Genomic DNA, 13,252 nt, shown 5'->3' with positions numbered 1-13,252 from the left:
CAGACTTTTCGGTCGCTGCATGGTGCATCCGCATCGTTCTCGCCGCGCCTAGCCGTGACGCCTGCCACAAGCCGCCAGGCGGGAGTTGCCAGTCCGGGCGGCGTCAGCGATCGAGCAGCTGGGCCAGGTGCACGGCCGTGCGGTCCCGCAGGTCGGCCACCTGGGTACGGCAGGAGAATCCGTCGGCGAGCACGACCGCGTCGGGGGCGGCGTCGAGAGCGGGCAGCAGGTCATGCTCCGCGACGGCCACGGAGACCTCGTAGTGCCCGCGTTCGACGCCGAAATTGCCCGCCAGGCCGCAACATCCGGCCAGCCGCCGCACCCGGGCACCGGCGGCGGCGAGCAGGTCGGCGTCGGCCTTCCAGCCGAGGACCGCGTGGTGGTGACAGTGCGGCTGGGCGACCACCTCGACGTCCGACAGGTCGGGCGGGCTCCAGCCGGGGGTCTTCGCGAGCAGCTCGGCGAGGGTGTGCACCGACCCGGCGACCAGCGCGGCGTCGGGGTCGCCGGGCAGCAGCTCGTGGACGTCGGAGCGCAGCACCGCCAGGCACGACGGCTCGACGCCGACGATCGGGACGCCAGCCCGCGCGTCGGCCGCGAGCGCCGCGACCGTACGTGAAAGGATCTTCTTCGCCGAGTCGAGCTGACCGGTGGTGATCCAGGTCAGACCGCAGCACACCGACCCGGACGGCAGTCGCGGTTCGTAGCCGGCGGCGCGCAGCACCCGTACCGTGGCGTCGGCGACCTCGGGTGCGAAGGCGTCGGAGAACGAGTCGGCGAACAGCACCACCGGCGTGCGGCCCTCGGCCGCCGCCGGCCGGAAGGTACGCCGGAACGGGCGCCGGGCGAAGGCCGGCACGGACCGCCGCCGGTCGACCCCGGCCAGCCAGAGCGCGACAGCACCGAGTACGGGCAGCCGGACGGCCGCGTTCGCCAGCCGTGGCGTCCACCCGGCCAGGCGGGCCCAGAACGGCAACCGGCCGAGCGTGTAGTGCGCGCGCGGCCGCAGCCGGCCCCGGTAGGTCTGGTGCAGCACCTCGGACTTGTAGGTGGCCATGTCGATGCCGGTCGGACAGTCGGAGGCGCAGCCCTTGCAGGACAGGCACAGGTCCATCGCGTCGTGGACCGACGGGTGCGACCAGGACAGTTCGCCGCGTACGACCTCCTGCAGGACCCGGGCGCGCCCCCGGGTGGAGTCCTTCTCCTCGCGGGTGGCCAGATAGGAGGGACACATGACCCCGCCCGCGGCGGAGTTGTCGGCGCGGCATTTGCCGACGCCGGTGCACCGGTGCACGGCCTGCCCGAGGTCACCGCCGTCGTGCGGGTACGCCATGGCGAGGTGCGGCACACCGAAGCGCCCGGCGGGACGGACGTCGGCGTCGACCGGGTCGGGGTCGACCAGCACGCCGGGGTTGAGCAGGTTGGCGGGGTCGAAGGCGTGCTTGATCCCCGCGAACAGGGCGATGGCGTCCGCGGAGTACATGTGCGGCAGCAGCTCCGATCGGGCGCGGCCGTCGCCGTGCTCGCCGGACAGCGATCCGCCGAACTCGCCCACCAGCTTCGCCGCGTCGGTGAGGAACTCGCGCAGCACCGCCGTTCCGCCGGGCTGGTCGAGCGGGTAGTCGAGCCGTACGTGCATGCAGCCGTCGCCGAAGTGGCCGAACGGGGCGGAGGTCATGCCGTAGGACGAGACGAGCTCGTCGAAGCGCGCGAGGTAGGCGCCCAGCTTCTCCGGCGGTACGGCGGCGTCCTCCCAGCCCGGCCAGGCGGGCTTGTCGGAGGGCGCGCGGCCCGCCAGGCCCGCGCCGTCCTCCCGGATGCGCCACAGCCGGGCCTGCGCGGCGGGCTCCGTGACGACGAGGGCGTCCGCGCTCCCGTCGGCCGCCAGCTTCCGCGCCCGCGCGACCACCTCGTCGGGGTGCTCGCCGGCCAGTTCGACGAAGAGCCAGGCCCCGCCGCGCGGCAACGACGGCACGGCGTCCGCGCCACGGCGCGCGCGCAGCACGTCGAGCAGCCGCGAGTCGAGGCCCTCGCAGGAGGTGGGGCCGTGCGCGACCACGGCCGGTGCCGCCTGGCCCGCCGCGATGATGTCGGGGAAGCCGAGCACGACGACGACGCGGACCGGCGCGTCGACGACCAGCCTCACGGTGGCCTGGGTGATGACCGCCAGGGTGCCCTCGGAGCCGACGAGCGCCCGGGTGAGATCGAACCGCTCGGGCAGCAGGTGCTGCACGGCGTAGCCGGACACCTGGCGGCCGAACCGGTCGAACTCGGTCCGGGCGGTGGCGAGGCGGGCGCCGACCACGTCGCGCAGGCCGGCGATCACGGACTCGGCACCGTGCGCGTACGCGGCGCCCCGGTCGTCGTATCCGGTGGTGACCCGCTCTCCCGCCGCGGTCAGCAACTCGAGGCCCGCCACGTTGTCTGAGGTTCGGCCGTACGCGAGCGATCGTGAGCCGCAGGCGTTGTTGCCGATCATCCCGCCGATGGTGCAGCGCGGGTGGGTGGACGGGTCGGGCCCGAAGCGGACGCCGTGCGCCATGGCGGCCTTCTGCAGGACGGCGTGCACGGTGCCGGGCTCGACCACCGCGGTACGCGCGGCCGGGTCGACGTCGAGAACCCGGTTCAGGTGCCGGGAGAAGTCGAGGACGATGCCCCGGCCGACGGCGTTGCCGGCCACCGAGGTGCCGGCGCCGCGGGAGGTGACCGGCACGCCGGTGTCGCGGGCGACGGCGAGCGCGGCGGCGACCTCGTCGACGTGCCGGGGACGCACGACCGCCAGCGGGGGGATCCGGTACAGCGAGGCGTCGGAGGCGTACATCCCGAGGGTGCCGGCATCGGCCCGTACCTCGAGCCCGGCCTTTTGCAGGCTCTCCACCACGCCGGTCGGCTGCTCGCTCATGAGTAACATGTTACTCATGCCCGTGCTTGCCCTCCCGCCGGACGCGCCATCGCTCGCCGACGCCGTCGCCCAGGCCGTCCGGGACGGCGTCGCCGCCGGCGAGCTGGTGCCCGGCACGACGTACTCCGTCTACCAGCTGGCGGAGCTTCTCGGGGTGTCCCGCAGCCCCGCGCGCGAGGGCCTGCTCCGCCTCGCGGAAGCCGGACTCATCGAGATCCGCCGCAATCGCGGCTTTCGCGTGCTGCCACCGAGCGCCCACGACATCGAGGAGATCATCGGCATCCGCCTCGCCCTCGAACCGCCCGCCGCGCGCCACGCCGCCGAACGGGGCACCGACGAGCAGCTCGCCGCCGTCCGAGCAGCCCTGGAGGCGATGGCGGCCGCGGCCGGGCGCGACGACGACGCGTCCTTCTGGCCGGCCGACCGCACCCTGCATGACCTGCTGCTGCGCACCGCGGGCAGGCCCCGTACCGCCGCCATCGTCGAGCGGCTGCGCACCACCACCGCCCTGCTCGGCCCGCCCACCACCGCCAGCGGCCGCACCCTGCGCGACATCCACGCCGAACACGAGCCGGTGGTCTCGGCCGTACTGGGTCGCGACGGCGCCGCCGCCGAGGCCGCCATGCGCGCGCACCTCGAAGCGACCAGGGACCTGCTGATGGGAAATCTGCGGCAGGACCGTGCGACCTCCGGCGCGCAGGCCGGGCCGTAAGGTCACTCTCATGAGCGACCGCAACCTGCCGACCACCGCCAGTTCCCCGTCCACCCCGGGCGGGACCAGGCAGGATCACACCGACGTGTTGCGGGAGATCGAGCAGCGGGTGCTCTGGCTGTCGACGGCGATCGTCGACCACGCCAACCGGGTCCGGCCCAACCCGACCGGCCTGAAGGTCGGCGGCCACCAGGCGTCCTCGGCGTCGATGGCGACGATCATGACGTCACTGTGGTTCCAGCACCTGCGCCCCGAGGACCGGGTGTCGGTGAAGCCGCACGCCTCGCCGGTCCTGCACGCCATCAACTTCCTGCTCGGCACGCTCGACGAGTCCTACCTGACCAGGCTCCGGTCCTTCGGCGGGCTGCAGAGCTACCCGTCGCGGGCCAAGGATCCCGACCCGGTGGACTACTCGACCGGGTCGGTCGGCATCGGCGCCACCGCGCCGATCTGGGGAGCGCTGTCGCGCCGCTACGTCGAGTCGCACCTCGGCGGAGCCGGGACCGGGCGCCAGTACTCGCTGGTCGGCGACGCGGAACTCGACGAAGGCGCCGTCTGGGAGGCGATCCTCGACCCGATGGTCGCCGAACTCGGCGAGATCTGCTGGATCGTTGACATGAACCGGCAGTCGCTCGACCGCGTGGTGCCCAACATCGGCGCCACCCGCCTGCAGGGCATGTTCGCCGCCGCCGGCTGGCAGGTGCTGACGGTCAAGTACGGGCGGCAGCTGACCGAGCTGTTCACCCGCCCGGGCGGCGAGCAGTTGCGCCGGCGCATCGACGACATGACCAACCCGGAGTATCAGCGGCTGCTGCGGTGTTCCGCGACGCAGCTGCGCGAGCGGCTACCCGACAGCGACGACCTGCGCGCGCTCGTGGACACGCTCGACGACGCCCAGCTGCGCGACGCGATCCGCAACCTCGGCGGTCACGACCTCGCGGCCCTCGACGAGGCCTTCCGGAACATCGACGACACCCGCCCCACGGTGATCTTCGCCTACACCGTCAAAGGCTACGGGCTGGCCACCGAGGGGCATCCGCAGAACCACTCCTCGCTGCTGTCCGAGGAACAGATGACCGAACTCGCCGCCCGGTCCGGCACCACGCTGGACGCGCCCTGGCAGCGGTTCCCGGCCGGGAGCGGGGCCGCCGAGCTGTGCGCCCGGCGGGCCGCGAGCCTGCGCCGCGAACCGGTGCGCACCGGCCCGGCCGGGGCCCTGCCGGCCGACCTGGGCCGCACACCGTCGGGCCGGGCCACGACGCAGGCCGCGCTCGGCCGGGCGCTGCTCGATCTCACCCGGGCCGCCCCCGAGACCGCCCGCCGGGTGGTCACCCTGTCCCCGGACGTGTCGTCGTCGACCAACCTCGCCGGATGGGTGAACAAGGTCGGCGTCTGGTCGCAGACCGCCCGGCAGGACTGGTTCAACGACGACCCCGAAACGATCCTGCACTGGCGCGAGCATCCGCACGGCCAGCACCTCGAACTCGGCATCGCCGAGGTCAACCTCGTCGGCCTGCTCGGCGAGCTGGGGGCGACCTGGTCGCGGTGGGGACAGCCGCTGCTGCCCATCGGCGTGCTGTACGACCCGTTCGTCCAGCGCGCCCTCGAACCGTGGTCGTACGGCCTCTACGCCGGCGGGCAGTCCATTCTCGTCGGCACGCCGTCCGGGGTGGCGCTGGCACCGGAGGGCGGCGCGCACCAGTCCATCACCACGCCCTCGGTCGGACTCGAACAACCCGGCTGCATCAGCTACGAGCCGGCCTTCGCCCTCGACGTCGAGTGGACCCTGCTCGCGTCGATGGCCCGCCTGGGCCGGCCGGACGGCATCTCGGCGTACCTGCGGTTGTCGACCCGCCCGGTCGATCAGACGCTCGCCGCGGTGCCCACCGATCCCGCCGCCCGCGAACGACGCCGCAAGCAGGTCGTGGCCGGGGCGTACCCGCTGCGCCGCGCCCCCGCCGAGACGCCGGCGCTCACCATCGCCGCGATGGGCGCGGTCATCCCCGAGGCGCTGCAGGCCGCCGACCGGTTGCAGTCGCTGGGCACGGCCGTCGACGTCGTCTGCGTCACCAGCCCCGGGCTGCTGTTCGACGCCGTCCAGGCCCAGGCCGGGCGTCCGGCCCGCGCGGCGGCCACCGAGACGTGGATCCTGGACGCCGCCTTCCCCGCCCGCAGGGCGGCACCGCTGATCACCGTGCTGGACGGTCACCCGCACACGCTGGCCTTCCTGGCCGGCATCCGCCAGGTCCGGGCGGCCCACCTCGGCGTGACCACGTTCGGGCAGTCCGGCGACCTGGAATCGGTGTACCGGCACCACGGACTCGACACCGACAGCATCGTCGCCGCGGCACTCGACCTGCTCTGACCACGCGAGAATGCGCGGCGCGTGTCGGATGGGGGCGGCGCCGTTCGTAGCAGGGTAGAGACACAGGAGATGGAGGCCACGATGGTGCGGTACCTGATATCCGTGCTCCTGGGCGAATGACCGGCGTCGCCGAGGTGATCACCCGGGTCCACCGCGACGAGTGGGCCCGGGTGGTCGCGACCCTGGCCAGACGCATCGGTGATCTCGACATCGCCGAGGAGATGGCCGCCGAGGCGTTCGCGACCGCCGTGGAACGCTGGCCCGTCGAGGGCGTCCCCCCGAATCCCGGCGCGTGGCTGACCACCACCGCCCACCGCAAGGCCATCGACCGCCTCCGGCGCGAGGCCAAGCGCGCGGAGAAACACCGGGAGGCACTGATGCTGCTCGACACCCCGGAACCGCTCGGCGCCATCGACGACGACCGGCTCCGCCTCGTCTTCACCTGCTGCCACCCCGCCCTGGGCATGCAGGCGCGGATCGCGCTGACCCTGCGGATGGTCGGCGGGCTCACCGTGCCCGAGATCGCCCGCGCGTTCCTGGTCGAGGAGGCCGCCATGAGCCGGCGGATCACCCGCGCGAAGGTGAAGATCAAGGCCGCCAGGATCCCGTACGGCGTGCCGTCGCGCGCGGACCTTCCGGCCCGGGTCACCGGGGTCCTCGCCGTCCTCTACCTGATCTTCAACGAGGGCTACCTGTCCTCGGACCCCGGCAAGGAGCCGGTCCGTGCCGAGCTGACCGCCGAGGCGATCCGGCTGACCCGGCTGGTGCGTGCCCTGCTGCCGGCGGACGGCGAGGTCGCCGGGCTGCTGGCGCTGATGCTGCTGACCGAGTCCCGCCGGGCCGCGCGGGTGTCGGCGGGCGGCGAGCTCGTCACGCTCGACGAGCAGGACCGCGGCGCCTGGGACCGCGACCTGATCGCCGAGGGGCACGCCCTGGTCCGGGCGCGCCTCGCGTCGGGCCAGGCACCCGGGCGCTATCAGATCCTCGCCGCGATCAACGCCGTCCACACCGACGCCCGCGACATCCGGGACACCGACTGGTCGCAGATCGTCGCGCTCTACGACCAACTGGCCCGCCTCGACCGCTCCCCCATCGTGCGGCTCAACCGGGCGATCGCGGTCGCCGAGCTCGACGGCCCGCAGGTCGCCCTCGCCGAGGTGGACGGGCTGCCGCTGGAGGGCTACCACGCCTTCCACGCCACCCGCGCCGACCTGCTGCGCCGGCTGGGCCACAGCGAGCAGTCGCGGGCGGCGTACGACCGGGCCATCGCGCTGGCCGGCAACACCGCCGAGACGGCGTACCTCATCCGCCGGCGTGACCAGCTGGCCGGTTCGTGAGTTCCGCTTGGCGTTCGGCGCGGTCGGCCTGAGTGGATCATCCCGCCGGGTGCCTTGCCGGGCAGGCCTACCGTCGTAGCAAAGACCGGCTTCCCGTTTCCGTCCCTGGGAGGTGCGACATGCGAACGTCGGTCCGTACATCCATAGTCGCGGTCCTCTGCCTCACCCTCGCCGCCTGCGGCTCTCCCGCGGTCGATCGGCCGAACGCGCCGGTCGCCGCCGCACCGGGAAGCGCCCGCAGCGCCTCGGGGGCCGCACCGGCGCTGGCCGTGGCTGCCACCACCACCCCGTACTGCGGCATCACGTGGGGCAGCGGCGAGAAGACCGCCGGCCCGCTCAGTCCGGCGCCGCTGATCAGCGTGCAGACCGGCCGCCACGACTGCTGGGACCGGGTCGTGTTCGAGTTCAACGGCACGGCGCGGGGATACTCCGTGCGCTACAGCGACCAGGTCCCGACCGACGGCGAGGGCCTCGACCTCGTCCCGTACACGGCGGGCGGCGCGTACCTGTGGGTGACGTTGCGCGCTCCGGCGTACGACGCGGACCACGTCTCGACGATCGACGCGCGCACCGGCGACCACACGGCCAACGTGGTGCGCTACGCCACGCTGCGCGACGTGGTGTTCGGCGGCTCCTTCGAGGGCTACACGACCTTCGCGGTCGGCGTTCGGGCCCGGCTACCGTTCCGGGTCACGCTGCTCACCGGTCCGGGCACGCACAGCCGGATCGTGGTGGACATCGCGCACCGCTGGTAGCCGGGTCCGGGGCCGGGTCAACCGCTGTAGTACCGTCCCCGCCGCGAACGATAGGGCTGGCGGCTGCCCACGAGTTGCCTGGTCGCGAACGCGCCCGCGGCCAGGCCGCCGGCGAGCGCGATGAGCACCAACGGCAGATTCGTTCCGGACGACTGGCGTTGCTCGCCCGCCGCCAGCACCGGCGCACCCGCCGAGGGCTGGGCCGCCGACGGCGGGGGCGCGGTGGGCAGGGAACCGAAGTCGACGATGCCGCTGCTCTCCAGCAGCGTCAAATGCGTCATGACGAACTGGTTCGCCCGCTGCGCGAGTTTGCGTACGGTGTCGTTGCGGGTGCTCGCCCGGATCGTGGCGATCGCCGGGAAGATCTTGCCGTGCGCCGCGCGGAGCCGGTCGATGTAGATCGTGTCGAACTGGCTGCCCTCCGCCTCCCGCATCTCGGAGAGCCATCCCTGCTGGTCACTGTTGGGCTTGTCCGGCAGCTCGATGCCCAGCTTCTTCGCGGCGTCGCGGGTGAGCTGGTCGAGCACCACGTGCTGGTCGGCGATGTTGCGGCCGATCGTCTTGATGCGCTCGTCGCCCGACTTGTCCTGCGCCATCTCACCGGCGGGAATCTCCCACAACCCGGCGAGACGAACCTTGATCACGAAATCGCGGTCCGCGTCCGCGATGGCGCCCTTACCCCGGTCGGACAGCAGCTCGTTGGGCGGCACCGGAACGCCTGGGTCGGCGCGAACCTTCTCCGGCAGGAGCAGGATCAGCGCCGCGGCGAGGACCGCGGAACCCCACAGGCGGCGCCATGGGGACATGGAACGGGCAACGGACACACGAACCTCCTTGGCTCTTGCGTGTCTCGCCGTCACCCTCCGGCGGACCTAGTTCAGATCCGTCCTCGGGCACGTCGACACGTGCAGACAGCAGGCAGTACGCAACGCCGACCGGATCGGATCATCCCGAGACCGAAGAGCAATACAAGAGGTCGGCGGGCCCCGACCAAAGCCGGACTTGTCGGCACATTCGGGCGGCATCGGTTCGGCCAGCCGGCGGTACCGACTACCCGCGCCGCACCGACGACAGGTCGGTGAGCACCCAGGGTGCCTTGACCAGCCCGGGGGCCAGGTCGAGCGGCGCGCGGACGTGGAACACGACTGATTCGCCGGGCAGGAGGGTGACGAAGCCCCGGTCGACCACCGCGCGCGGATGGATCCGGTCCGGCTGGAGCAGGACGTCGCGGGCCAGCGCGACCGCGTGCACGCGTACGTCGAGCCCGCCGGCGACCGCGTCGACATCGACGGTGAGCCCCGGGTCGTCGTACGTGAAGTCCAGGTCCTCGACCGCGAACCACAGGGCGCGCGCGTCGTCGAGCCGGACGACCAGCAGTTCCGCCGCCGGATCACCGAACCGGGCCACCGCCGCCGGCACCGGCAGCACCGCGACCGATCGTGGCGCCACCCGGACCGGCTCGGCCGCCGCGGCCAGCAACGCGCCGCCGGTGCCGCGCCGTTCGATGACCAGCGTGCCGGTCCACGGGTCGCGATGGTCGTTGAGGACGGCCACCACCGGCCCGCCGTCGCGGGGCTGGACGGTGAGCGCTCGCGGGGCGTACAGATCGCGCAGGGCGAAGTAGAGCGGCTTGTACCGGCCCGCGCCGTCGATCGCCGCCCACGAGGTGACCGGCCACAGGTCGTTGAGCTGCCACAGGATCGTGCCGCCGGTGTGCGGCCAGTGCGCGCGCCAGTGCTCGACGCCGGTGCGCACGGCGCGGACCTGATTGAGCTGGGTCAGGTAGTGCCAGGCCTCGGTGCTCGCCGGTGCGCCGAAGTGCGGGGCGAGGCCGCGGGCCAGCTTGCCGTTGCCGTCCTCGGCCTTCTGGTGGTGCAGGACGCCGGGCGAGTCGGGCAGCAGTGGCTCGTCGGACACCGCGTCGCGCAGGGTGGTCCACGCGGGCGGCGCCTGCCAGCCGAACTCGGCGACGAAGCGCGGCGCCGAGTCGCGGTAGTGGGTGTAGTCCCGGCGGTTCCACACGTCCCAGGAGTGGAACGTCTGGTGGTCCGGGTCGTTCGGCGCGTGGTCCCACGAGCCCGACCACGGGCTGCCCGCCTGGTACGGCCGGGACGGGTCCAGCTCCGCGACGATGTCCGGCAGCGTCCGCAGGTAGTACGTCTCCCCCCAGCTGGACTGGCCGCCGGGTTGTTCGGGCCAGCCGCACGGGTCGCGTAGCCACAGGTTCTCGTTGTTGCCGCACCAGGTGATCAGACTGGGGTGCGCGGCGAGGCGCAGCACGTTCTCCCGGGCCTCGGCGACGACTTCGGAGAAGAGCGGTTCCTCCTCCGGATAGCAGGCGCAGGCGAACGGGAAGTCCTGCCAGACCATCAGTCCCAGCTCGTCGCAGACCTCGTAGAAGGCGCGGTCCTCGTAGATGCCGCCGCCCCACACCCGGACCAGATTGACACCGGCGCCGGCCGCCTCGCGCAGCCGCCGTTCGTAGCGTTCGCGGGTCATGCGGGATGGAAAGACGTCGTCGGGGATCCAGTTGACGCCCTTGACCAGCACCGGTTCACCGTTGACGTGGACGACGAACCGGTGCCCGACCGCGTCGGCGGACCGGTCGATGGTGACGGTGCGGAATCCGGTGTGGCGTTGCCACCGGTCGAGCACCCGGTCGCCGTCGAGCAGCTCGACGGTCAGCTCGTACCGGGCGGGTTCGCCGTAGCCGCGCGGATGCCACGGCGTCACATCGCCGACCGCGACCTCGGCGTGCGCGGCCGTCACGCCGCCTGGCAGATCGAGTACGGCGATCCGCCGCCCGTCGAGCAGCACCCGGGCGCGCAGATCGCACTCCCGGGTGCGCTCCACGCCGACGGTGATGTCGAGGGTCCCGGTGCCGTCGTAGGTCGCCAGTGGACGGACCGTGGCCAGCCGCGCGGTGCTCCAGCCTTCCAGCCGTACCGGACGCCAGATGCCCGCGGTGACCAGCGTCGGGCCCCAGTCCCAGCCGAAGGCGCAGGCCATCTTGCGGATGAAGTTGAACGGCTCCGGGTACGCGTTGGGGCGCGGGCCGAGCAGGTCGCGGACCCGTTCCGCCTCGGTGTAGGCGGAGGTGAACCGTACGGTGAGCGGCCGCGCGGTGCCGTCGAGCAGCGCGCTGACGTCGTAGCGGTAGCCGCGGTGCATGTTGCGCGTCGAGCCCAGGGCGGCGCCGCCCAGTTCGATCGCCGCGACCGTGTCGAGGCCCTCGAACACCAGGTCGACGCGCTCGTGCGGCGGCCCGGTCCAGGCCACGTCGCGGTCGTAGCGCCAGTCCGTGCGCCCGACCCAGGCGACCGCGAGCTCGTTGTCGTCGCGGAACGGATCCACCAGCCGGCCGTCGTTCAGCAGATCGACGTGTACGCAGCCCGGTACCGACGCCGGCACGGTGGTCCCGGCCAGCGCCCGGGACTGCTCCGGCGGTGTGGCGCCGGCGCCCTCCGGGTCGGCCCGCAGTTCCCACGCCCCGCCCAGATCCTCCACCTGCAGCATGCGTGCATCCTGCCTCATTGAGGGCTCCGGTCGTGGCTGCGGCGGTGGTGACGTGGTGACCCCGCGGCGGCCTCACCAGCTGGTGCGCCGGCGCAGCCGCCACGGCCTGCCGTCCGGGTCGTAGACGAGCCGGTACAGCGGCATCGCCCACATCCGGGTGCCGGCCCGCAGCCGCTCGGGCCGGTGCGGCCGCAGGCGCCCGGGCGGCCGCTCGCCGACCCGCCCGCCGTCGTGCCAGGCCTGCAGCGCGTCGGCCGCCTTGCCGAGCACCTCGACCGCCTGCCGGGCATCGATCAGGTCGGCGTCGTCGCCGTCGGCGCGGTCCAGGTGCTCGCGCATGAGCCGCAGGCGCAACTCCCGGGCGAAGACCCGGGCGCCGTCCCCACGGCCGCCGGGATCGGTGGGTTCGCGCGGGTCCAGCTCGGTGTCCAGGACCGCGCAGGACAGCTCGCTGTCGTGCGACCACGAGCGCCGGTTGAAGTTGTCGCTGCCCACGCTCGACCAGGTGTCGTCGACCACGCACACCTTGGCGTGCACGTACACCGGCGTCCCCGCGTGATTCTCCACGTCGAACACGTGGACCCGGTCCGGCGCCGCGTCACGGCACACGCGCACCGCCTCGACCCGCCCGACCTGGTTCGGCGGCAGCGCGAACCGGCCGTCCACGTCGGCGTGCCGGGGCACCACGACCACGAGGTGCAGCGCCGGGTTCTCGCGCAGCGCCGCGGCGAACAGGTCCGCGACCTCCCGCGACCACAGGTACTGATCCTCCACGTAGATCAGCGACCTGGCCCGGCGCACCGCCTTGCGGTAGGCCCGGGCAATCGAGCGCTCCCCGTCCGGGGCGAACGGATACGGCGGATGCTTGTCCGGGTACGTGCGCAGCACCTGAACCAGGTGCGGACCGGCCGGCGGCGGATCCGGCGGCCGGGGCGGCAACTCCCCCACCTGCAGGTCGGCGCCCAGCATCCGGTCCCGCAGGTAGGCCAGCGGCCGGCGGGCGTCGAGGGTGGTCTTGTCCCGCCAGCGCTCCCGGAAACACTGGTCCAGGGCGCCGACGACCGGCCCGCGCAGCATCAGCTGCAGGTCGTGCCACGGGGGACGCGCACCGTATGGTTCCGCCATCCGCACGGCCTGCGGGTCGCCGCGATGTTCGGCGTCGTCGCGCCGGCTGTGGCACAGGTCGATGCCGCCGGCGAACGCGACGTCCCGGGCCGGATCGCTCGGGTGCCGCAGCACGATCAGCTTCTGGTGGTGCGACCCGCCGACGCGGACCCGCTGGTCGAGCAGCACCTCTCCACCCGCCTGCTCGATGTATTCGCCGAGGTGGCGGTTCTCGTCCTCGCTGTACTGGAAGGTGTCCAGGTGCGAGCGCCAGACCAGGCCCTTGACGATGACGCCCCGCTCGGCGGCGGCCACGAACAGCTCGCGGACCGTCGGCCCGGCGCCGGTCAGCCGCTGGTCGGGGTCACCGCGCCAGTCGGTGAAGAACAGGTGGTCGCCCGCCGACATGGCGGCGACCTCCTCGGCGAGGCGCGCGAAGTACGCGGATCCGTGCACCAGCGGCTCGGCGCGGTTGCCCGCACACCACGCGGGCAGGCTCGTCGCCGGGTTCCCGCGTTCGCGGTCGGTGAGGAACCAGTCGTCGATTCGCATGAGTGCGCT

General features: G+C 73.2%; 8 protein-coding genes. 4 read left to right on the top strand and 4 right to left on the bottom strand.

Features of this window, described 5'->3' with window-relative positions; all coding sequences use genetic code 11:
- Positions 1-103: 103 nt before the first annotated feature.
- Positions 104-2,902 carry an FAD-binding and (Fe-S)-binding domain-containing protein gene (locus EV385_RS28870; RefSeq protein WP_242625126.1) on the bottom strand — a complete coding sequence of 933 codons (2,799 nt, stop codon included), beginning with the start codon at positions 2,900-2,902 and terminating at the stop codon, positions 104-106.
- 16 nt (positions 2,903-2,918) lie between these two features.
- Here EV385_RS28870 and EV385_RS28865 point away from each other — a divergent pair, with 16 nt between their 5' ends.
- The 4 genes from EV385_RS28865 to EV385_RS28850 all read left to right on the top strand — a co-directional run bounded on the left by EV385_RS28865 (position 2,919) and on the right by EV385_RS28850 (position 8,071).
- The gene (locus EV385_RS28865; RefSeq protein ID WP_130512319.1) at positions 2,919-3,614 is read left to right on the top strand and encodes a GntR family transcriptional regulator; all 696 of its coding nucleotides are present in this window, start codon (positions 2,919-2,921) and stop codon (positions 3,612-3,614) included.
- 10 nt (positions 3,615-3,624) lie between these two features.
- Entirely contained in the window at positions 3,625-5,979 is a 2,355-nt protein-coding gene (locus EV385_RS28860) for a transketolase-like TK C-terminal-containing protein (RefSeq protein WP_130512318.1), read from the top strand.
- A gap of 116 nt (positions 5,980-6,095) precedes the next feature.
- Positions 6,096-7,316: an RNA polymerase sigma factor gene (locus EV385_RS28855; RefSeq protein WP_130512317.1), complete on the top strand. Its 1,221-nt coding sequence runs from the start codon at positions 6,096-6,098 to the stop codon at positions 7,314-7,316.
- 119 nt (positions 7,317-7,435) lie between these two features.
- Complete coding sequence (locus tag EV385_RS28850; RefSeq protein ID WP_207229990.1) at positions 7,436-8,071, top strand: AMIN-like domain-containing (lipo)protein; 636 nt, start codon at positions 7,436-7,438, stop codon at positions 8,069-8,071.
- A 17-nt stretch (positions 8,072-8,088) separates the two neighbouring features.
- On the opposite strand, the gene EV385_RS28845 is transcribed toward EV385_RS28850, so the two are convergent.
- The 3 genes from EV385_RS28845 to EV385_RS28835 form a co-directional block, all read right to left on the bottom strand.
- A complete protein-coding gene (locus EV385_RS28845) occupies positions 8,089-8,895 on the bottom strand; it encodes a DUF4142 domain-containing protein (protein ID WP_242625125.1) in 807 nt (268 codons plus the stop codon).
- 226 nt (positions 8,896-9,121) lie between these two features.
- Positions 9,122-11,587: a glycoside hydrolase family 2 protein gene (locus EV385_RS28840; RefSeq protein WP_130512316.1), complete on the bottom strand. Its 2,466-nt coding sequence runs from the start codon at positions 11,585-11,587 to the stop codon at positions 9,122-9,124.
- Between the two features lie 72 nt (positions 11,588-11,659).
- Complete coding sequence (locus EV385_RS28835; protein ID WP_130512315.1) at positions 11,660-13,243, bottom strand: phospholipase D family protein; 1,584 nt, start codon at positions 13,241-13,243, stop codon at positions 11,660-11,662.
- Between the last annotated feature and the right edge of the window lie 9 nt (positions 13,244-13,252).

This window comes from Krasilnikovia cinnamomea (assembly GCF_004217545.1).
In the GTDB taxonomy this organism is placed as follows: domain Bacteria; phylum Actinomycetota; class Actinomycetes; order Mycobacteriales; family Micromonosporaceae; genus Actinoplanes; species Actinoplanes cinnamomeus.
Note: the sequence above shows the minus strand (reverse complement) of the source record. Positions and strands in the feature narration are given on the sequence as shown.

Excerpts from the sequence above, each read along its gene's own strand:
- EV385_RS28840 (WP_130512316.1), bottom strand. The coding sequence starts at position 11,587 with ATGCTGCAGGTGGAGGATCTGGGCGGGGCGTGGGAACTGCGGGCCGAC.
- EV385_RS28850 (WP_207229990.1), top strand. The coding sequence starts at position 7,436 with ATGCGAACGTCGGTCCGTACATCCATAGTCGCGGTCCTCTGCCTCACC.
- EV385_RS28835 (WP_130512315.1), bottom strand. The coding sequence starts at position 13,243 with ATGCGAATCGACGACTGGTTCCTCACCGACCGCGAACGCGGGAACCCG.
- EV385_RS28865 (WP_130512319.1), top strand. The coding sequence starts at position 2,919 with ATGCCCGTGCTTGCCCTCCCGCCGGACGCGCCATCGCTCGCCGACGCC.
- EV385_RS28870 (WP_242625126.1), bottom strand. The coding sequence starts at position 2,902 with ATGAGCGAGCAGCCGACCGGCGTGGTGGAGAGCCTGCAAAAGGCCGGG.
- EV385_RS28855 (WP_130512317.1), top strand. The coding sequence starts at position 6,096 with ATGACCGGCGTCGCCGAGGTGATCACCCGGGTCCACCGCGACGAGTGG.
- EV385_RS28860 (WP_130512318.1), top strand. The coding sequence starts at position 3,625 with ATGAGCGACCGCAACCTGCCGACCACCGCCAGTTCCCCGTCCACCCCG.